The sequence below is a fragment of the Aliarcobacter cibarius genome (assembly GCF_013372265.1).
Taxonomy (GTDB): domain Bacteria; phylum Campylobacterota; class Campylobacteria; order Campylobacterales; family Arcobacteraceae; genus Aliarcobacter; species Aliarcobacter cibarius.
On the sequence record NZ_CP054051.1, the window covers coordinates 324869 to 346938 of the forward strand.

The following is a 22070-nucleotide window of genomic DNA, read 5'->3' on the forward strand; positions in this document are numbered from 1 at the left end:
GTAAAATCTATTGTACTTGAGTGCAAAATAATCTATTTTTTATTAATATAAAATTACCTATTTGCATTAAAAAAATTATTACAAAAAATTTCATAAAAAATAAAAATATATTTAAATTTAAAATTAAAATAACTTTAACACTAATCTTTTCAATAAATCTTTTTGCAAATGATTTAGAAATTGAAAAAATCTTTAAAAATAAAAAGGTTGAAGGAACAATAGTAATCAAATCTTTAAATCAAAACAAAAGTTATATTTATAATAAACAAAGAGCAGAAACTTTTTTATCTCCGGCATCGTCTTTTAAAATACCACATACTTTAATAGCTTTAAATGAAGGAGTTGTCAGTGAAGATTCTGTGATTACTTGGGATAAAGTAATAAGCCCTGTTAAGTCTTGCAATAATGATCAAACACTAAAATCTGCTTTTAAAAATTCTTGTATTTGGTGTTATCGAGAGTTTGCTTCAAAAATAGAATTATCAAAATATAAAGAATATTTAAAACAAATGGATTATGGTAATAAAATTATTGGAAATGATATAAAAAATTTTTGAAAAAATTATATAAAAATGATTTACCTTTTAAGAAAAAAGATATTAATACTTTAAAAAATATAATGATAGATGAAAAAAATGAGAATTATACATTAAGAGCAAAAACTGCTTGGGAAGGAAGATATGGTTGGTATGTTGGTTATGTAGAAACTAAAAATGATGTTTGGTTTTTTGCTATGAATATTGACACAAAATCAAAAGATGATTTACCAAAAAGAAAAGCTATAACTTTAGAAACTCTAAAATTAAAAGAAATTATACATTAAAGAATCCATATTCCTTTAATAAATTTATATTAAAGGAATAATATAAAAAGAGTGTGATGAAGTCTAAAATTTTGACTTAATTGAAAAAACTTCACACTTCATTACACTTTTTGTTTATAATAATTCTAAATTCTTTATAAATCAAAATATTTACAAAATTATTATAAGTCAGGATATAAATTGAAATTTACTTTATTAATATTTATTTTACTAACAAATCTTATATATGCAAAAACTCTAGACAAGGTTTCTATTCAGTTTAACTGGAAATATCAATTCGAGTTTGCAGGTTTTATAGCTGCAAAAGAAAAAGGTTTCTACAATGATGTGAATTTAGAAGTTGAATTTAAAGAATATGATTTACAAACAGATATTATGTATGATGTTTTAAATCAAAAAACTACTTATGGAATTTCAAATTCAAATGTAGTTTTAGACAAAAGTAAAATAGCACCAATAGTTTTATTAGCTACTTATTTACAAAAATCTCCACTGGTTTTAGTGACGCAACCATCTATAAAGCATCCTAATCAATTAATAGGTAAAACTATCATGGGTGGAAAAGATGAGTTAAAATATAGTTCTATTGCACTTTTATTTTCACATTTTGGAATAAATAATATAAATAGTGGTTTTAATAGTAATAAATATGATTTAAATGATTTTATTGAAGGAAAAGTAGACGCAATAACAGCTTTTAGATCAAATCAATTATATGAACTTGATAAAAAAGGAATTTCATACAATATAATTGACCCTATTGATTACGGATTTGTTGTTAATGCATTAAATTTATATACTTCAAAAAAAGAAGCATTAGAAAATAAAAATAGAACATTAAAATTCATAGAAGCAACTAATAAAGGTTGGGAATATGCTTTAAACAATTCTGAAGAAATAGTTGATATTTTAATTTCAAAATATAAAGTTGAAAAATCTAAAGAAGCTTTACTTTATGAAGCAAAAATTATAAAAGAGCTTGTGATGAGGGATTTATATCCTATTGGAAAAGTAAGTTCTGACTTAGGTAAAAGATTGCTAAAACAACTTATTTATTCAGGTGCAATAGATCAAAATCAAAAAATAGAACCTATTTTTTTCGATAATGATTTTGAACGAAATATAAATGATTTTTTTCTAACAAAATCTCAAAGAAATTATTTAGAAAATAAAAAAATTATTAATCTTTGTGTAGATCCAGATTGGTATCCAATAGAATATGTAAAAGATAAGAAATTATATGGGTTTACATCTGATATTGTAAAATTATTTCAAGAGCAAATTCAAACAAAAATAGATTTAGTTTTAACAAAGGATTGGAATGAATCTTTAGAAGCTGCAAAAAATAGACAATGTGATATTATTTCAGGGATATCTGCTGATTTCGAAAGAGAAAAATTCTTAAATTTTACACAACCTTTACTCTCACTACCAATTTTAATGGCAACTCAAAATGATAAACCATTTATTCAAGATATCTCCTTAATAAAAGAAAAAGTTGGTATTTTAAAAGGGCATTTTGCATTAAGTTATCTAAAAGAAAAATTTCCAAATATAGAATGGATAGAAGTATCTTCAATGAATATTGGACTTAAATTAGTAGAAAGAAATGAAATTTATGGTTTTATTGATAATTCATTAGTCTTATCATCAACTATCCAAAAAGAATTCGCAAATAGTTTAAAAATTGGATACAGATTTGATATTGAAGACCGAATCAGTATTGGTATAAGAAACGATGAACCAATCTTATATGAAATTTTTAACAATTTAGTTAATGATTTGGATGAAGAAAAAAAACAATTATTTCTAAATAATTGGACAAAAATTGTTGAACAAGTAGGAATATTTACTTCTAAAGAAATAGTTATTTTTTCCATAGTAATAACTCTATTCTTATTTAGTCTAATGTTTTATCAAATTAAATTAAAAAAATTAAATAAAGAATTGGAGAAACTATCTTCAACAGATAAATTAACAGGGCTTAATAATCGTTTCGAAATTGATAAAAAATTAATCTTAGAAAAAGAGAAAGTAAATAGAAATAATAAATATTCATGTAGTTTAATACTAATTGATGTTGACCATTTTAAAAAAATAAATGATACATTAGGTCATTTAGCAGGAGATGAAATTTTAAAAGAAGTATCAAATTTGTTTATAAATAATTTTAGAAAAACAGATGCTATTGGAAGATGGGGAGGTGAAGAATTTATGATAATACTTCCATTTACAACAAAAAAACAAGCTAAAATCGTGGCTGAAAATATAAGAGTAGCTGTTGAAAATAAAATATTTTCTCAAAAAACAAATGATCCTGTAACTATAAGTTTAGGAGTAGGAGAACTTTTAAGAAATAAAACTATAGAACAAACCTTATATAGTATTGACAAGGCCCTATATATTGCAAAAGAAAAAGGTAGAAATAAAATAGAAGTTACTAGTTAATTTCTTTTTTATTTTAAGTAATGCTGAGAAATTCTTTATTGAAAAATGGTTATTATAATGTTTAAAAATTTTATTAAAGTTGAAATATGTATATAAAAAAACTATTTTTCCCTCTAATTTTTCCATTATCTTTGTTTTCCCAAGAACTAGATAATATATTAAATGATTTAAATGAGTATAGTGATAAAACTCATTTAAATATTAATTATAAACCAACTGCAATGACTGTTTTATATGGTAATGATTTAGAATCTTTAGGAATAAATACACTAAGTGAAGCTTTAGATTTTATTCCTGGAATTCAAACATATTCAGGAACAGGATCTAATTCTTATATATCAATTCGTGGACAAACTCAACCCTTTAACACTATTTATGAAAAAATTGGATTTTTTATAAATAATATTAGTATAGGACCAAACTATTATCAAAATTTTCCTATTAGCTTAATAGATAGAATAGAGATATCAAAAGGCTCAACATTAGGTTTAAATAATCCTCACAGTTTTATAGCTAACGTTAATATTATTACTAAAAGTTCCATTGAAAATTCAAATAATATTAGTTTGCAAACAGGAAGTTTTGATAAAAGATTTTCATCCCTATCTTTAAATGAAAAGCTTGGTTCTTATAATATGGGGTTAGGATTTTTCTATTTAAAAGATAATAAAAAAGTAGATGCTCCTAGTGCAAATTTAACTACAGAACAGTTTGGTACATCTTTTGACAGAAAAAAAGAATCATTAGAAGGAAAAGAAGATATTGGATTTTTATTATCTTTTAAAAATGATAACTTTGAGTTCTCTAATACATATATAAAAAGTAATATACAAAATAATTATGGTTTTTTCAATCTATTAGATTTTAATGATGATGGCTATTCAGAATATGAAACAATTTCAAGTGAATTGAAATATACAAAAGATATTTCAGAAAATAATATTTTTGAATCTAAAATAGGTATTTTAGAAAATAACTATAATTTTAATTCATATTTCTATAAACTTGAACCAAACAATATTGGTTTATATAATCCACACTTTGGAATTGATTATACAAAGAGGGAAAAATATTTATCTTTTCTAATCAAAAACAAAACATTTAATAATCATGAAATTGATTTTGGAATAAATGTTTCAAGAAACTCTATTGTAAAAAATGATTTTTATACAAATGTTGATGAAGACTATAAAATAGGAAGTTTAATAGCTGGGAAGTATTATCCAAATTCACCTAATCTTACGAAATTTAGTGGTAATGATGGGAATATTTCAAATATAGATGATAAAACAAATATCTCTTATTATATAAATGATACATATTCATATACTGATAATTTAACTTTTTCTTTTTTAGCAAAAATTGATGATTTTAAAGATTTTGATAATTCTAAAAGCTTTAAAGTAGGAACTGTATATTCAAACGATAATACTAATATATACAAATTTATTCTTTCAAAATCAAGTAAAATTCCTTCTAATACAGAAGATTCAATGGTTGGACATTTAAACCTTTATGGTAATGAAGATTTAAAAAATGAAGATTTAAAAAGTGCTGAATTAATATATATTTATAGCGATAATAAAGATAAACTTAAATTAAATCTATTTTATTCAATTTATGAAAATAGTATTGATATAAAAGAATTTGAAACTAATAAATATACTTACATGAACGAAAGTAGTAATCTCGATAACTATGGTTTAGAAGCCGAGTATTCAAAACTATTTGAAAATCGATCTAAAATATTTTTGAATAGTTCTTATAATGTTTTTGAATATAAAAATAGTTCTTATAACTTAGATATAAATACTCCAATTGTTTCAAAATTTACAACAAAATTAGGTTATATTTATCCTATAACTTCAAAATTTACAATTAGCCCTCTTTTGAGATACTATGGAAGTAAAAATCTATTAAATGGAGAAGAAATTAATGATGTTTTATTAACTGATTTAAATTTAATACATAAATTTTCAAAACATTCAAAACTTTCATTTGGAGTTAAAAATTTATTTGATCAAACTTATTATTATTATGGATATCAAACTAAAGATGAAAATATGCTAAGAGAAGGAAAAACTTGGTTCACAAGTTTTAGCTATGATTTTTAGAAAAATACTCCTTATACTCTCTCTACAATTTTCACTTTTTGCGAATAGTGTTTACAACTTAAATCTTTTAGATTTCCAAGCAAAAGTATTCCCAAAAATTATAATTTCCGATAACAATTTTGAAAACAAACTTGTTAAAAATAAGATAATTCTTTCTATCTTATATGAAGATATAGATTATGATATTGCGGAAATTTTAAAAGATAAAATAGAAAAGAACTATAGTTCTTTAAAAGATTATACCTTTGAAGTAGAGATTTTAAAATATAATGAATTCGATGTTAAAAATTTAAGTACAGCTTATTTATTCTTGTTAGGAAAAAAAGAAAAACTTTTAGAAATATCAAAGATTTTAGAAAATAACAATAGGCTTAGTTTTGCTTATGATGATAGTTATTTGAAATTTGGTTTAATTTTTGGATTAACTATATCATCAAAAATAGATATATTTTTAAATATAGAAGCCCTAAAAAACAGCAAAATAGAACTTCAAAATTCCATATTTAGTGTGATAAAAATAAAATGAGAAATTTAAGTATTGTAATTCAAATAGCTATTATAAATATTTTAGTTTTTAGTATATTCATATCAATATTTATCTATAAAAATTACTCAATTGTTTCAAATCAGTTAGTTTTACTTCAAAATGAAAAAATAGATTCTATTATAAAAACTATAACCCCAATTATATCTATAAATCTAACTTTGGGACTAGAAGATAATATAAAAGAAATTGTAAATGAAAGTATAAAGCTACATAAAGAATTAATAGGAATAGAAGTAATAAATAATGGTAATGAAGTTATATATAAAAACATAAATAGTGATATAAAAAATGCAAAAATGTATAATATTATTTTAGAAGATACTATCATTAAATCTAAAATAGGTGAATTAAAAGTATTTTATACTTTTTCATCTATATACTCAAAACTTTTAAGTGAGTTTTATCAATTTTTAGCTTTTATGGCCATATTTTTTATTCTATCATTATTAATATCATCATTTTTAATCAAACAAAATTTAAAACCACTAATAAAACTAAAAGAAAGTATGAAAAATTATAGTTTGCATAAAAATAATACATTAAAAGAAGATAATTTTAAAAATGAAATTTCAGTTATAAATAACAGTGCAATAAAAATGATAAAAAAAATTGAAGAAGAATTAGAAAAAAGAATTTTATATGAAAAAGAGATTATGCAAAAAAATCGTTTAGCTTCTATGGGTGAAATGCTAGATAATATAGCTCATCAGTGGCGACAACCTTTAATGAAGATAAATGCGATAGTTTTAAATACAGACAGAAGTATTGAATTAAAAAAATACGATGAGAAATATTTACAAGATAGATTAAATGATATATCTCAAGCTGTATTTTATATGTCAAATACAATAGATACATTTAGAGAGTTTTTAAATCCTTTAAAAATAAAACATATTTTTGAAATTAAACAAACTATTGAAAAAAGTATAAATGTTTTAAATACTTTATTAAAAGACGTAGATATAAATATTACTGAAAAAGAGATTTATTTAGATGCTTATGAAAGTGAGTTTATGCAAGTTATTATCTCTATTCTATCAAATTCAATAGAAATATTTAAAGAAAGAGAAATAAAAGAAAAATCTATAAATATAAATATTTATGAAAATGATAATAATTATTTAATAAATATTGAAGATAATGCAGGTGGTATAAAAAATGAGATTATAGATAAAATTTTTGAACCATACTTTACAACAAAACATAAAAGTGGTGGTACTGGAATGGGATTATATATATCAAAACTTATTATGCAAACTAGTTTTAAAGGTGATATAAAAGTACAAAATAAAGATGATAGAGCAATCTTTATCTTAGAAATACCAAAAGGAAAAGAATTTTGAGAGAAAATCTAAAAAGTTTTACATTACTTTATGCAGAAGATGATGAATCTATACAAATTGAAATGCTAGAGTATTTTTCTAGTTACTTTAAAGAGGTATATGTAGCTAATGATGGTAGAGAGGCTTTAGAAATTTACAAAAAAAATAAACCAGATGTTATGATTCTAGATATTTATATGCCTCATATAAGTGGCCTAGAATTAACAAAAATAGTAAGAGAAAATGATTATAAAACAAAAATTGTTTTAATAACAGCCTTTTCAAAAAATAGTGTCTTACTAGAAGCCATTAATTTAGATATAAATTACTATATCACTAAACCAGTAACTCTACAAAATATCAAAGAAATGTTAAATAAAATAGCTTTAGATTTAAGTAGAAGTTCCTCTATAATAGTTGAATTTAAAAATAATTTATCTTTTAATATAACTAGTAAAAAATTATTTAACCATAATGAAGAGATAAAGCTAAGTAGTCAGTCCTGAAAAACACACTTTTGGAGTTTAATTTTTTTTAATAATCCAAATTTGAAAATTTCATGGTGATTTTTAGTTGCAATAAGAACATAATCAGTTCTTTTTGGTGTTGCAATTGTTGATAAGCTTCTTTTAATAAAGATAAATTTCCTGTAAAAAATGCATAAAAGTAGATATTCATCCACTTTTTTAGATTAAATGCTGTTGCTGCTAGTAAAAGATTAATCTGGTCGCCAAGAAATCCTTTAAGATAATTTCTTTGCATTCTATGATCAGATTTTAAGTGTCCAATAATAGGTTCTATTGCTGCTCTTCTTCTAAATTTCTCTTTTTTGATATTAATTTGTTTAGTTGTATCTTTCTTTTGTAAATTACTTGGTATTGAGATATCAATAACAGTTTCATTATTGATTATTATTTGTTTACTTCCTCTATATCCTCTATCACAAATAACTTCATTTATAGTTTTAGATCCTAAATTTGAAATTGTATTTTCTAATGCTAACTTTAGAGTTTTACTATCATGTTCATTTTCTCTATGTGCAGAAACTCCAACAATAATTCCTGAATTTTTAGTTGTTACAACAGAAGCTTTTGTACCATATTCATAACCTTTATGGTCTTTACCTTTATTTACTGCATATGCATCTATTTCATGTAAAGAGTAAATTTTATTCTTTGTATTTTTCTCTTGTAAAAGTACTCTTATGTACAAGTAAAATTTAGTAGCATATTTATTATGAAGTTCAAGATTATCACCAAATTTTCTATCAATATCTCTAAGAATTGTTTTTGCAATTGTTCTGAGTCTTTTCATAGAAGCTTTTGCTTTTATAATCTTTTTTGGATGTCTAAAGAATCTTAAATTTATTCTATGTTGTTTTATCTCTTTGATATAGCTTCTTCTTAGTTTAATATTTTCAACTTTTACTATTTTATGCAAATGGTTAATTATTTTAATTGCTAGTTTACCATCTGTTGGGTAGGTTAAATTACTCTCTTGAATAGTTGTATCAGCTATTACTTGTGATTCATTTAGATTTTCATTACTATGAATTTCAATACTATGTTTAAAAATAAATTCAAATCCTTTTTTACCTATTCTATTTCTAAAATAAACTAAATCAGTACTATGACATGGTAATGCTGTTTGGAAATCACTAAATCCACAGAAATATTGAAAGTATGGATTTCTTTTCCAAGCAATAACTACATTTTCATCACTAAGATTTTCTAACTGTTTTAGTAATAGTAATCCAACCATTAAACGAATTGGTTTAGCTGGTCTTCCCTCTTTAGAGTAATATTGTGCAAATTCATCTTCAAATTTCGACCACTTAATTGTATCTGCTAAAACAACTAAAGGATCTTTTGAATCTAACATATCCATTAATGAACCATAAAAGAGATTTTTCTGCACTTATTTCTCCAAATTTCGACCAATAATTTAGTCATATTTCATATATAATTGGTCGAAATTATAGCAAAAAAGTAGTGACAAATGCCTTAATTAAGGTATTTGTAGTGTTCTTCAGGAGTGACTAAGTAAAAAAGAGAGTGATTTACTAGAACTTTTTTGTAAGAATATAAACAAATCTATTAAAATAGAGGATATTATGGCTTATTGTTGGAGTGATATAAATTCTGAAGTATCTTTTGAAAGCGTAAAATCATTAGTAAGTGGATTAAGAAAAAAGTTAACAAAAGATTGTATTTCAAATATATATGGAGTTGGATATATTTTAAACAATAATTAGCACTTAATCTTGACAAGTGCTAAATTATATGATATTATTCCATTAACTTGATACATATACTATCAAGTTTAAATAATAAATAGGAGATTATCATGTTAATAACAAAATTCGATCCATTTAAACAATTAAGAGAAATAGAAAAAAGTTTATATTCACAAAACACAAATAATGAGGGGGTTAGTGCTTTTGTACCAACAGTGAATACAAGAGAAGCTGAATTTGCATATCATATTGATGTTGATTTACCTGGAGTTAAAAAGGAAGATATTAAAGTAGATTTAAACAAAGGTGTACTTACAATTAGTGGAGAAAGAAAAACTAAAGATGAAGTAAAACAAGAAGACTACTATAAAATAGAAACGTACTTTGGAAAATTCTCAAGAAGCTTTACACTTCCAGATAATGCAGATATTGAAAATATCGAAGCAAAAAGTGATAATGGAGTTTTAGAAGTTATTATTCCAAAACTAAAAGATGATGTATCTAAAAAATCTATAGAGATTAAATAATAAAAAATTCTAAAAGAAACTAGAGATATTTATCTCTAGTTTTAACTAACTAAAAAAATTTATTTCACTCATTCTTTCTGACAACTAACTACATATAATAAAATTATTATGTTACTATTATTTAATTAAACAATAAGGGGAACATACTGTCAGTTAAACATGAAAATAAAGAAATCATTTTGCAAGATAATACAATTGTAAGTCGTAGAGATTTTCTAAAATTAGTAATTTCACCTGTTCTTTGATTTACAATTGGCATTGTAAGACCACTGTAGTCTATAAAAAGTTTATCTCCACCATAATGTATTTGTCTCATTGAAGGATTTACTGTTTGTAAAAATTTATTGTAGTAACGATTAAATTGACTATAGCTATAGATATTCGGGTTATTTACTGAAATCTCTTCATATAAGAGTTTTCTAGTCATCCCTTTTTGTGAAAGTTCATAATGTACATTATTCCAATCTATTTCAATAACTGCAGTTGTTGATTTCTTTTCAGCTGGTTTTTTAGGATGAAATAGTTGTTCTACCTCTAAATCATTTAAATTTAATGTTTTTTCCAAAGAGAGATTCATTTCATTAAATGAATTTACATAATTAGCAACACTATTCCTGGAAACTCCAGTAATAGTTTGTATTTGTCTATTTGACAATTGATTAAGAAATTTTAATCTTAATAGTTCTTTGATTTTACTCATAGCTATTCTCCTGATGATCTACACCTTTTTTAGGTGTATTATATTGAAGAATACTTCGAAACTTAACTCAAACTTATAGACGCATCATAAAGGTTTTAGTGGCTCACTTTGAGATGCGCACACTGGCCAAATCATGATGCGTCAGCTGGCCAAGTGTGAATGCGTGCGGTGGCTAAATTCTTTGCGTCTCGACATGTTGATGATAAAGTTGTTGCAATGCCTGATTCCTTACTTTATGCAGCTAATGTTTATAAAAGAGATGTAGAACTTTTTTACATGGGTGTTATAGATGGTTCTGATCCTTATGGTGATATTATAAAAGCAGGTCCTGTTAAAAATTTTACATCTGCACCAACTGTAGTTCCAGATGTAAAACGTAGATCATTAACTAAACTAGAGTGGACAAAAGAGTTTTTTAATACAACAAGTGAGCCTAAAGGGCATGGATTTAATTTAGTTTCTAAAGATAAACCAGTAGATTTTGGTTGTTATAGTTTCATGCCTAAATCAAATATTCCTATAAAAATTATCTGTTTAGATAATACACAAAGAGAAGATGACAATGATCCAAGTATTCACGGAAGAGGATTCTTAGATGAAGATAGATGGAATTGGTTAAAAAAAGAGCTTGCAGATGGTACTAAAAATGATCAACTTATGATTATAGCATGGCACATTCCAATAGAAGTTATGCCATACAAAGAGTATAACAATGATAAAGATACATATATGGATTGGTATGAGAATACTCGAGGAGGAACAATTGAAAATGCAGTAACATTAAAAGGATTAATAGATGAACTTCACAGCCATCCAAATTTTTTAATGTGGAGGCAGGACATAGACACGTAAATACTGTAAAAGCTTTTGTTGATGATAAGCCAGAAAGAGGTTTTTGGCATGTTGAGACATCCTCATTGCATGATTTTCCTATACAAATGCGTATGTTTGATATTAATTTAAATAGTGATTATTCAATTTCTATAGATGCAATAAATGTCTCACCAGCTGTAAAAGAAGGAACACCTGCATATAAAGGATTCAAATATGCAGTTGCTGCTCAACAATTACAAAAATGGATCTAAATCCAAAATTAAATTTGGCTGATCCAAAATATGATGTAGATGGAATTGACCCAACTATTAGACCTATTGATGAAAGTATTGCCTCTTATAATGCCAAACTTTTGAAAAAACTAACACCAAAACTAACACCAAAAATGAAAGCAAAAATGAAAAAATTGTTTCCTTCTATTTAATATTAACTTACAATCTTTATTGGAATTAAACTTGCTCCGGCTTTTTTTAGTCGGAGTTTTAATAAAATAAGTCTATTCCATATATTAAACAATATTATGCAACTAAGTTGCATTTAAAACTTATTTGCTAGTATTTCAAAACAGAAAATTAAATAAGAGAAAATATGGAAAATATAAAAATAAAATTAAAAGATGTTATTCAAACCGTGATGATTCCTGAATCACAAGAATTTATAAAAGAACTAAAAGAAGTTTTAAAAAAAGAGGAACAAATTGAAAATGATATAAATGCACTTGTAGACATGAAATCATTCATAATTGAACTTCAAGATATAATAAGTGCTATTGATAAGAATTTACTATCAGATGCTGAAGCTGAAGAAATTTACAATAAAATAAATCACATGTTAGAAGAACATGAAGATGAACACTAAACTATAGACTTATTAAAATATTGAAATTATAAGATACTTATATAAATTTTGAAACTACAAATTTTTATAAGTAGTGTTTTCCTTACTTTCACCCCCCCCTAGGTAGTGTTCATAACTAATTTATGTATTATTTGGCTTAATTAAAAAAAATTATTAAATAAAAAGTAGAAAGTCTACTTTTTTATTTAGAAAAGTTTAAAAATTAAAATTTGTAGTTAATACCTACAAATGTTCCTACAGAGTATTTTAGTTCAAGATTTGTTACTGCAACCGAACCATCTACTGATTTTCTTTTACCATCAGTATCTAAATTATATTTTGTATAAATTACTCCTAATTCAAATTCAATATTTCTTGTAATATCATAAATATATCCAGCTTGTGCTCCATACGAAAATCCTGACATGTCATAATCAGTCATATCTTTTTTTCCCTCAAAGTTAGAAATTCCAGCATGAGCTCCTATATAAAATCTATTTTCATTGTTTACTGGAATTAAATAGTCATATCCTACAAAAAAATTATGAATATTGCCCTCATTATCAAATGTCGGTGAATAAGATAAAGATACTCTATGTGTTTTATCTAAAACTGCCCCTCCCTTTAAGTTTGCAAGTGTTGCAGTAGTATTATCTTTATCTTTTGTAGTTCCAGAATCAATAAAAACATATCCTGGTGTTTTAATATTTTCTTCTGTTTTACTCCAGCTAACTCCAACTCCAGCTCCTAAAAAGGGTTGTACATCAACTGCCATTACAGATGTTCCTAAAGCTAATGAACCGGCAATTATTAATGATTTTTTTATTTTTATTTTCCTTTATTTTTTATATATTATTCTACTAAATTGATGTAAATTAATTGTAATTTACATAATAATATTATTGAAGAATAGCTAATTAATTTCCAAAATACTCATTAATTTATTGATTTACAAATTAACTTTTATATTTCAAAAAATATTTAAAATCAATAGTTTTTTTGCTTTCATTAATAGCTTTTTGATATGATTCTTCATCTATTTTTAAAATATAATTATTTTCAGCCAATATAACTCTTATTTTCTCCAAAAAAATATTGAACTCATAATTGTTAAGTTCTAATAAATTTTTATTATTTGGGATACCTATTAAACATCTAAAAAAAATATTATATGCTTTAAGCTTTTCTTTTAATGAAAAATCTTTTGTTTTTAATGATTTTAAAAGATATCCATTATATTTCAAATCAATATTGGCACTTAAAATTTCTTCTAATATTTTTGAATAAAATTTTTGTTGTCTACTCGAAATCATCAATTTATCCTTTAAATTCTATAAATAATTATTGATTTTCATTCATTACTTTCAAAATCATTCCAACATCTTTTTCTGATTGAACCTCTATTTCAAAATTTATTTTAAAAGTTTCCGATTTATCCATTAAAGTCAATCCTTCAAGATCTGCTTTCGTTAAATCTCGACTTATTATTAATTCATCAATAAATTCCCTAAAAGCTTGATATTTTTGATTATCTTCACTATTTTTAATATCTTCTGCCATTTTATTATAATTATATTTATCCATTTTCATCGGTAAGAATAAATCAATATCATTAAAATAAATAAATGATATTGTCATTACTCCTGATAGCAAAATAGAAAAAATAGAAGTTTTAAACAATATTTTTCTTTTCAAAAATGTATACATAACAAATGAAACAAATGAAGCAATTAAAAGAATCCATGTTAAATCTATTGCATAAATATTAAATATATTTAAAAAATCTTGTTTTGAGAATATCACTTAAAATCCTTTATAATTTAAATTAAAAAACTATTTTTATAATTATCATTCCATTCATTAATTGGCATAGAATAATCAACAGCATTTAAATAACTCTTTTCATTTTTGAAGTATACTAAAGCTTCAACTATAGAATTATTTTCAAGTTTTACTTTTATGAACTCTTTTAGATATAAATTCGGATAATTTTCAAGATAATCTAAATCATCTAGTACTTTTTTAGAATTTGTTTTAAAAACTTCACCTTTTATTTGTTGAACGTTTTCACTTTTAATTAAAAAAGGGAAATTTTTATTACTGCAAGGATACATTTGATAATTATCACAAGTAATAGCATTTGATATAAATATTGCATCATTTAAAAAATGATTATTAGAAAATCCTCTTTTTAAAGTTCCATATGTAAATACATAAATCTCTTTCATTTAATTAACCTTTTATGTTTTTTAGTTGTTAATATTTATTTTCTCTTTTTAAGAAAAATTTATAGTTAAAAAAGAAAAATATTCTTAGGCTGTTTCATCATCTAACATTAACTTCTTAATTCTTTTTACTATTTCATCAACACTAGAATCATCATCTAAACTTGTTTCTATCTCTTCTTCATTTATATTTTCAACAATTAACTCTTCATACTCATTAAATTCAAAATCATCTATAAAGTAATGCCTATAGCTATTATCACTATAACTATATTTTTTCTTAAATGATTGAAAATCTGGATAAGATATATATTTAGTTTCAAAAATATCATTATCAATAGTTTGAACTAATACTTTATAATCTTCTATTAATTTCTCATCATACTTTAAAATATATATTTCATCTATATATGCTTCATAATCACTAAATGCTAAAATCAAATTAGATTTTTGAAATTGATGTTCTACTTTAATTAAATCTTTACTTTCAAAAAACATTGGTTGTGCAGTAGCTTTTTTCATTGTATTTAAATCTATGTATTCAAATTTTCCTTTTATTTCATTACTATTTGTTGCAAAACTATATTTTGAGACAATATTTGTATAAAGCTCTTCAAACTTACTTTCTCCTAATTTATTTTCTAAAAGAACTTCATCTTGCGTAGTTAATATGTACTCAAATTTACTCTCTCTACAAACATCAACTTGAGGTAAATAATCCTTATTTAAAATCTTTTGTGCTTCATCAATAAATATAGTAACTGGATGCATACTGCTAAATAAACCTCTTTGAAGTCTAGTGTATATTGCTAAATTTAATATATTCATACTATTTTCGTTAAGTGTAGAAACATCTATAATAACTATTTTACCAGCTCTTAGTTCTTCAACCACATCTATTTTTGAACTATTTAAAAAATCTTTGCTAGCTACATCCATAAGAACACTGTTTAAATGATTTAAAACTGCACTTCTACCAGTATCAGTATCTTTTTTTATATTTTTATAATATTCTAATGTTTCAACTAAATCTTTTAATTTTACACATCTAAATTTATATGATTCTAAATATTGTTCATACTCTTGTTTTAAATCTTTTGTAAAGTTTATTTTATTTATTTGACTCTCTATAAAATCAATAGCTCTTGACGCATTTTGAACAAACTCTTTCATACTGTCAATACAATTTACATATTTAAGAACTTGTTTAAAAGATAACTCTTTTAAAAATTCTAATTCTCTAATATCAGAATGTGAATACTCTCTTGCCCATGAGTGGTATAACTCTTTAACTAAATAATTAATATCTTTATGAATCTTTGCAACTGTTTCAAATAGACTTCTAGCAGCATTATCCCAATATGGATCTCTTTCACTATTGTTTGAAGCAATAAGTGATAAATAATTAAGATTTAAATAATCAAAAAGATTTATTTTAGCTCCCCAAGGTTTACCTATTTCTATTACTTTATTTAACTTATCATACTTATTTGCAATATATTTAACTTGTGTATGTAAATTTCCTTTAAAATCATAAACCAACACTCCAAAGTCATCTTTTATTCTATCTTCAATATTTGGCAATATTGCACATGAAGTTTTTCCACTACCTGTTCTTCCAAAGATAATTGCATTAGTAAAATCATGATTTATTACTAAATTATTAACAACTCTTGATTCTTTTCTATTAAAACCTAGTTCCATAACAAAATCTCCGTGTTGATTTATATAATTAAAATGGTTAAATATATTAATATATGATATAATATACGAATATAAAGCAGATTTAGTATTATATATTAATATTAAACTTTTGTCAAGATTGATAATTGTTTAGTGTTTATTAGATACAATAAGAAAAACTTTCATATATTAAGTAGGCTAAAAATGACTCGTGAAAAAATCATGGTTGATTTATTTGAATTCTCATCTCCAACATATTATAAATGGACAAAACATCAAAAAAGAAAGATATTTGATCTACTTGATTATGCTTTTACGCTAGAAGAATTAGAGGAATATTTAACAACAAATAGAATAAAAAGAGTTGATAAGGAAAAAAGTTTCGAAATATTAGAGAATTCATCAATAGATTTTTTAACTAAATTAGCCCAAGAAACAGACTACCAATATTTGAACAAAATAATTAAGCTATTTATTGAACATTACAATGAAAATTCAAATTCTATATCATTAGAACTATTTGCTGAAAAACTTTACTCTAAAAAGATATTTTTTGAAATAGCCGATAAAAATTATAATGCAAAAATGATTTTTAAAACTGTAGATACATTTAAAAATGAACATCTATCTATCTTAAATTATATTTGTAAAAATTATGATAATTTAAAAACTGAAATAGAAAAAATCACTGATAGACTGCATAGAGAATTTTTTGAAATTCAAGAATATGATGATTATGATATGTATCAAGATGATTCAGAAAATAATTATGAAGATGAAGATAATGGCCCTGAATTACGTTTTGCTTTTGAAATGGAAGACTATAAAGAAAAAGATGAGTGAATTATTTTAAATTTTATCTCATAAAAAAGTAAATAAAATTATACATTTAAAATCAGAAAAATTATCAAAATAATATTTAAGTGATTATATTCTTTTGCATAATAATTTTACAAAGAGGATGTTTTAAAACTTTATTTAAATTTTTATCTTCCCATAAAACAATATATTCTACAATACAATCCTTAAATAGATAACCTTTCTCAAATTTTTCCAGTATCAATAAATTAAATCTACTTGATAATGTTGCTACTATTTTATTTTCAAATATTAAACATAAATTTTTAAAATTCTCTTTTTTCTCAATAGTTAATTTAACTCCAGAAATCAATGAATTATTCACAACAAATTTTTCATAATCAAATCCTAGGTTTAGATCTTCTAAAGACATTACATGAGTAAATGTTTTACTTTCAATGAGATACTGTTGTTCGTCATAAAAATATTTTATATAATCTTTTTTATTGCTAATATCTCTTCCATTTCTAAATATATTTAATTCATCTTTTGCTCTTGTCATTCCAACATAAAAAAGTCTCTTTTCTTCATCATTTATCGGGTTTCCATCTACTAATAGATAGACTTTATCAAATTCTAAACCTTTCGATTTATGAATCGTTGAAATAATTATATTTTTATTATAAATTTCAAAATCTTCTAATCTTATCTCTTCTAAATAACTAATCCACTCTGAAATCTTATAACTGTCACTTTCATTCAAAAATTTATCAATAATTTTATGAAGTAAAGATATATTCACAGAATTTTTAAATTTACTCTCTGTAAATTTTAATGCTTTTTCAAAATAAATCTCTTTGTAAGATATCTCTTCTTCTAAATAGCTATTTAAAACTTTATCAAATTCAATTAATTCTATTATATTTTTTAATTCAAATTTATCTCGTTCAATTAAATATCTAGCATCAATATTATTATCTTGTAATATTGAATAAATATCTAAAACCATTTCATTTGTTTTTACCAAAATTGCAATATTACTTATACTTTTCTCTTGTTTTACAAGCTCTATAAGAGGAATTATCATATTTTTTGATAAAAAAGAATAAATATTTATTGAACCAGAATCTAAACTATTTGAATATAAAGGCTTAGTTTTATAACGCTTTGTTACTTTTGTAATAAAATCATTTGAATAATTTACAATATCTTTTTTACTTCTAAAGTTACAAAGTAACTCGTATTGTTTGTATACTTCATTACCATCTTCGTCATAACCAAACTCTTTCTTATATTTATCTATAAAATTAACTTGTGCTCCATTAAAATCCATTATGCATTGATCATCATCTCCAACAGCAATAATTTTAATATCTTCATTAGTTGCTTTATAAATTGCTTTTACAAACTCAAAACTTTTTTCATTAATATCTTGAAATTCATCTAAAACTAAAATAGTAATATGTGGTAAAGTTATCTCTTTTTCATTTATTTGTCTTGTTGCCTCTTCAATAGCATTTTCAAGAATTATTTTATTTTCTTTATTCGCTACTCTTGCAATTAATTTTAGTGCATATGAGTGAAATGTTTGAATTTCAACATCATAAGACAAAGCACCAATTAAACTATTTAGTCTTGTCTTAAACTCCATTTTTGCACTTTTAGAAAAAGTTAACATCATAAATTGCTCTGGCTTTATATCTTCAGTTAAAATCAAAGAAGCAATTTTATGGACAAGAACTTTAGTTTTACCACTCCCTGGACCAGCAAGAATCATCATAGCTTTTGTATCTTTATCATTAATAATTTCTTTTTGTTCTTCTGACATTTTTTCAAATATTTTGTTATATCTTTTTTGAGTAATTGGTTTTGAGATTTTCTCTTTTGAAAGTTTATACTTATCTTTAAAATTCTCATAAGATAAAGTAAAATAGTCTCTTAAAAATAAAATGGCTTTATGATCGTCATCCTTCAACCTTTTCGCATATTCTCCCATTATGTGAATAGATTCTATTTTTGTTTGATAATGCTGTTCTAATCTATTTTTATACTCATTATTTGTATATTTTCTTTTTGTTTGAAATTTTTCTTCTTTTTCTATAATCATTGGAGAATAATTTATAAATCGCCCTTTTAATAATTCCAAAATATTTAAATGATGTAAATATAATAATGCTTTATCAATTTCTTCAATATCATATTCTTTATTCATTGAGTCATGTAATATTTTTAAAGAGATAACAATTTCCTCTTTTTGTTTATTATTTAAATCTTTTGTTAGAATAGATAAAGTTTTTTCACTAATTATATGGTTTTTGTGAATTCTATCTTTTAAATTTTGTAAGTTCTCAAATTTAAAATACCATAAGTCTTGTTCTCTATTTTGTCTACTAAAAATAAAATTTGATTTACTTCTCCAATTTTTAATTATTGATTTAATTAATTCAGATTCATTTTTTGTAGTTAACTCTTTTTTATTTAACTCCTCATTTAATTCTCTAATTCTAACTCTTGAACTATTTAATAACTCTAAATAGTTAAACAGTACTAATTCTATCTCTTTAATTTTTTTAAATTTATTTAAACTATAAATACTTATTTCCAAACTTAAATCTTTACTGTCACCTAAAAGTTCTAATTGTTTTAATTGATTAATAGCTAATGAAATTTCATTTTTTGTGTATCCTAAAATATGTGCTAATTCATCAACCTGCACTGCTTCAGGTTTACCTCTTCCAATAATATTTTGTAAAACAAGTATTAATCTTTGCTTTTCTTCTTCAGAATAAAATGATTCCTTTAGCTTTATATGTAATTTTTCCATTGATTTAGAAACTATAGAATCAGCAAAAAAATTAGTTTTATTTCTTTTTCTACTAATATAACCTTCTCTTTCTAGTTCTAATAATGCTGTTTTAACTTTAGTACTGTAGTCTGATGATTTATCTTCTACATCCCAACCAGCATCTTTTGCTAATTCAAATGCTGTTTTATTAATTGCATTACCTTTTGATCTTTTAATTACTAAAAATATAGAATTTATTTCACTTGCAGTTAATTTTGATCTATTTAATGAAACAAAATGTTTATCCAAATCATCTTCATCAAATAAAATAGGACAATATGCTTCAAAATTTTCATCTCTAGCCCCTCTTCCAGCTTCTTGTGCATAATTTTCTAAGGAATCAGATATTTCGTAATGTATAACATTTGTAATATTTGCTTTATCAACTCCCATTCCAAAAGCAGTTGTTGCAACAATTATATCTACCCTATTTTCAATATAATCTTTTAATATTTGCATCTTTTCTTGAGATTCAATTTTTGAATGAAAAGATTTTACTATTTTATTTGTATCCATTGCTATTTTATTTGCTATTTCATCACAATTTTTTGTAGATGTTGGAATATAAACTAAAGTTGCACCATCATGCTCATTTATTAATTTTAAAAGTTCTAAATACTTATATTTTCCACTTGATGGTATTGATTTATATTTTAAATTTTTTCTTTCAGGTACAGCTAAATATTTATCAAGTTTAATCGATAATCCTTCTAAAAAGTAATTTTCTATATCTTTTATTACACTAGGTTTCCCTGTTGCAGTAAAACATGAAATTGGAATATGATTTTGAAAATTCTTTTTATCTAACAAATCTTTTATAAATTCACATATATAATAGTAATCTTGCCTAAAATCATTCCCCCAAGTTGATAAACAATGTGCTTCATCAATAACAAATCTTTCAATAAGTCTATTTTTTAAAATATTAAATATTGTGTTTGAACGTAAAGATTCTGGTGCTATATATAAAATATCAGCTTCACCATTAACAACTTGTTCAACTGCTTCACTTCTTTCTAATGGGCTCATGAATCCACTAATTGCAACTGCTTTATAATTTGCAACTTTCAAATTAAAACTTTTTATATGATCTTCAATCAAAGCTTGAAGTGGAGAAATAACTACTGTTAAACCTTTATAAGAATTTGATTTGAAAATTGCAGGTAACCAAAAAGTAAAAGTTTTTCCACCACCTGTTGGTAAAATTGCTAGAAAAGATTCATCTCTTAAAGAAGCTTCTACTATTTCTCTTTGTGAAATAGATGGATTATCAAGAATATTGGCATTCAATCGTGGAAATTCTCTAAATGTACCAAATCCAAAAACTTCTTTTGAAAAATCACTTAAAATTTTATTTGATAATTCCCTATCAAAACAAAGTTTTTTTTGGATTTCAACAATATTTGGATAAGAAAATAAAATCTTTGGAGGATGAGCTTTAATTTCAATATATGGAGTCAATAAAGCTAATATATAAGCTAATTCAACTTTATTTGAAATCAATACATCTTTCAAATACTCAAAATTAACAATAGTTTTATTATGTTTATTTTTTATTAAATTGAATAAATCTTCAAAATTTAAATCTATCAATTTAGTACTTAAACATATATATTCAAAAAAACCACTAAAATATTGATTATTTTTAAGAAGTGAGTAAAATATATTTTTAGTATCATTTGGTATTTCATTAAATCGTTCTAATAATTTATCAAATAATATAGCAGTAATTTTAGAATCTTCAACTGGATTATTATCAAAATCATCTTCATTCTTATAATTTTTTGGTAAGCTATGGATTGTTTTTTCATTAAAAAGTAGTAAAGACAATGGTAAAGTATCTATTATTTTATAATTTACTATATCTTTGTATAAACTACTATATTTCAATATATTTAAATCAAAATCGATGAAATTATGTCCTGAAATAAAATCTGTTTTACAAATACTAATAAATTTTTTTGCTTCTTCTATTGAAGATGTTTTAAAATTAGAATTTTTATAAACTAGTCCTACTTCATTTATTTTTTTAGTTTTAATACTAGCTTCAATATCACAAAAAATTATATTATTCAAAATTCATCCTAAATTTTAAACTATGGTTGATTTTTATAATAACAATTAAATGTAA

The 22070-nt window shown here is 23.6% G+C and carries 19 protein-coding genes and 2 pseudogenes; 13 read left to right on the forward strand and 8 right to left on the reverse strand.

All coding sequences use genetic code 11. The features are described from left to right. The first annotated feature begins 107 nt into the window (after positions 1-107). From ACBT_RS11820 to ACBT_RS01480, 6 genes and pseudogenes are all read left to right on the forward strand, one after another. Positions 108-823, forward strand: a pseudogene (locus ACBT_RS11820) (penicillin-binding transpeptidase domain-containing protein). Between the two features lie 180 nt (positions 824-1003). Continuing rightward, entirely contained in the window at positions 1004-3271 is a 2268-nt protein-coding gene (locus ACBT_RS01460) for a diguanylate cyclase (protein WP_024774240.1), read from the forward strand. Positions 3272-3357: 86 nt separating this feature from the next. Further along, on the forward strand, positions 3358-5385 hold the full coding sequence (locus tag ACBT_RS01465) for a TonB-dependent receptor (RefSeq protein ID WP_024774241.1): 2028 nt from the start codon (positions 3358-3360) through the stop codon (positions 5383-5385). Continuing rightward, the gene (locus ACBT_RS01470; RefSeq protein ID WP_024774242.1) at positions 5375-5911 is read left to right on the forward strand and encodes a hypothetical protein; all 537 of its coding nucleotides are present in this window, start codon (positions 5375-5377) and stop codon (positions 5909-5911) included. Before ACBT_RS01465 ends, ACBT_RS01470 begins: the two co-directional genes overlap by 11 nt. After that, on the forward strand, positions 5908-7275 hold the full coding sequence (locus ACBT_RS01475) for a sensor histidine kinase (RefSeq protein ID WP_024774243.1): 1368 nt from the start codon (positions 5908-5910) through the stop codon (positions 7273-7275). The genes ACBT_RS01470 and ACBT_RS01475 overlap by 4 nt, the downstream gene beginning before the upstream one ends. Beyond that, positions 7272-7760 carry a response regulator transcription factor gene (locus tag ACBT_RS01480; protein ID WP_024774244.1) on the forward strand — a complete coding sequence of 163 codons (489 nt, stop codon included), beginning with the start codon at positions 7272-7274 and terminating at the stop codon, positions 7758-7760. Before ACBT_RS01475 ends, ACBT_RS01480 begins: the two co-directional genes overlap by 4 nt. Before the next feature lie 28 nt (positions 7761-7788). On the opposite strand, the gene ACBT_RS01485 is transcribed toward ACBT_RS01480, so the two are convergent. Beyond that, positions 7789-9171 (reverse strand): IS5 family transposase, encoded by a 1383-nt coding sequence (locus ACBT_RS01485; protein ID WP_034218578.1) that lies wholly within the window; start codon positions 9169-9171, stop codon positions 7789-7791. 133 nt (positions 9172-9304) lie between these two features. Here ACBT_RS01485 and ACBT_RS01490 point away from each other — a divergent pair. Both ACBT_RS01490 and ACBT_RS01495 read left to right on the forward strand, forming a co-directional pair. Next, positions 9305-9508 (forward strand): annotated as a pseudogene (locus ACBT_RS01490) (helix-turn-helix domain-containing protein); the annotation flags it as partial. Between the two features lie 92 nt (positions 9509-9600). Next, entirely contained in the window at positions 9601-10017 is a 417-nt protein-coding gene (locus ACBT_RS01495) for an Hsp20/alpha crystallin family protein (protein WP_024774245.1), read from the forward strand. A 121-nt stretch (positions 10018-10138) separates the two neighbouring features. On the opposite strand, the gene ACBT_RS01500 is transcribed toward ACBT_RS01495, so the two are convergent. After that, positions 10139-10717: a transposase gene (locus ACBT_RS01500; protein ID WP_024774246.1), complete on the reverse strand. Its 579-nt coding sequence runs from the start codon at positions 10715-10717 to the stop codon at positions 10139-10141. 168 nt (positions 10718-10885) lie between these two features. On the opposite strand from ACBT_RS01500, the gene ACBT_RS01505 reads away from it, so the two are divergent. The 4 genes from ACBT_RS01505 to ACBT_RS01520 all read left to right on the forward strand — a co-directional run bounded on the left by ACBT_RS01505 (position 10886) and on the right by ACBT_RS01520 (position 12409). Beyond that, a complete protein-coding gene (locus ACBT_RS01505) occupies positions 10886-11569 on the forward strand; it encodes a hypothetical protein (protein WP_157833394.1) in 684 nt (227 codons plus the stop codon). Beyond that, the gene (locus tag ACBT_RS01510) at positions 11545-11802 is read left to right on the forward strand and encodes a hypothetical protein (RefSeq protein ID WP_024774248.1); all 258 of its coding nucleotides are present in this window, start codon (positions 11545-11547) and stop codon (positions 11800-11802) included. Before ACBT_RS01505 ends, ACBT_RS01510 begins: the two co-directional genes overlap by 25 nt. Continuing rightward, positions 11793-11975, forward strand: a complete 183-nt coding sequence (locus ACBT_RS01515; RefSeq protein ID WP_024774249.1) for a hypothetical protein — start codon at positions 11793-11795, stop codon at positions 11973-11975. The genes ACBT_RS01510 and ACBT_RS01515 overlap by 10 nt, the downstream gene beginning before the upstream one ends. Before the next feature lie 164 nt (positions 11976-12139). Beyond that, a complete protein-coding gene (locus ACBT_RS01520; protein WP_024774250.1) occupies positions 12140-12409 on the forward strand; it encodes a hypothetical protein in 270 nt (89 codons plus the stop codon). 202 nt (positions 12410-12611) lie between these two features. Here the strand turns inward: ACBT_RS01520 and ACBT_RS01525 are convergent, their stop codons facing one another. The 5 genes from ACBT_RS01525 to ACBT_RS01545 form a co-directional block, all read right to left on the reverse strand. Continuing rightward, positions 12612-13163 (reverse strand): porin family protein, encoded by a 552-nt coding sequence (locus ACBT_RS01525; RefSeq protein ID WP_024774251.1) that lies wholly within the window; start codon positions 13161-13163, stop codon positions 12612-12614. A 181-nt stretch (positions 13164-13344) separates the two neighbouring features. Next, positions 13345-13701 carry a hypothetical protein gene (locus ACBT_RS01530; RefSeq protein ID WP_024774252.1) on the reverse strand — a complete coding sequence of 119 codons (357 nt, stop codon included), beginning with the start codon at positions 13699-13701 and terminating at the stop codon, positions 13345-13347. A gap of 28 nt (positions 13702-13729) precedes the next feature. Further along, complete coding sequence (locus tag ACBT_RS01535; RefSeq protein ID WP_024774253.1) at positions 13730-14191, reverse strand: hypothetical protein; 462 nt, start codon at positions 14189-14191, stop codon at positions 13730-13732. A 17-nt stretch (positions 14192-14208) separates the two neighbouring features. Continuing rightward, positions 14209-14616, reverse strand: coding sequence for a gamma-glutamylcyclotransferase family protein (locus tag ACBT_RS01540; RefSeq protein ID WP_024774254.1), 408 nt, complete (start codon positions 14614-14616; stop codon positions 14209-14211). 84 nt (positions 14617-14700) lie between these two features. Further along, positions 14701-16317, reverse strand: coding sequence for a type IV secretion system DNA-binding domain-containing protein (locus ACBT_RS01545; RefSeq protein ID WP_024774255.1), 1617 nt, complete (start codon positions 16315-16317; stop codon positions 14701-14703). A 183-nt stretch (positions 16318-16500) separates the two neighbouring features. Between ACBT_RS01545 and ACBT_RS01550 the strand changes: the two genes are divergently transcribed. Next, positions 16501-17139 carry a hypothetical protein gene (locus ACBT_RS01550; protein ID WP_024774256.1) on the forward strand — a complete coding sequence of 213 codons (639 nt, stop codon included), beginning with the start codon at positions 16501-16503 and terminating at the stop codon, positions 17137-17139. A gap of 76 nt (positions 17140-17215) precedes the next feature. Here the strand turns inward: ACBT_RS01550 and ACBT_RS01555 are convergent, their stop codons facing one another. Further along, a complete protein-coding gene (locus ACBT_RS01555; RefSeq protein ID WP_024774257.1) occupies positions 17216-22015 on the reverse strand; it encodes a RecQ family ATP-dependent DNA helicase in 4800 nt (1599 codons plus the stop codon). Positions 22016-22070 lie beyond the last annotated feature (55 nt).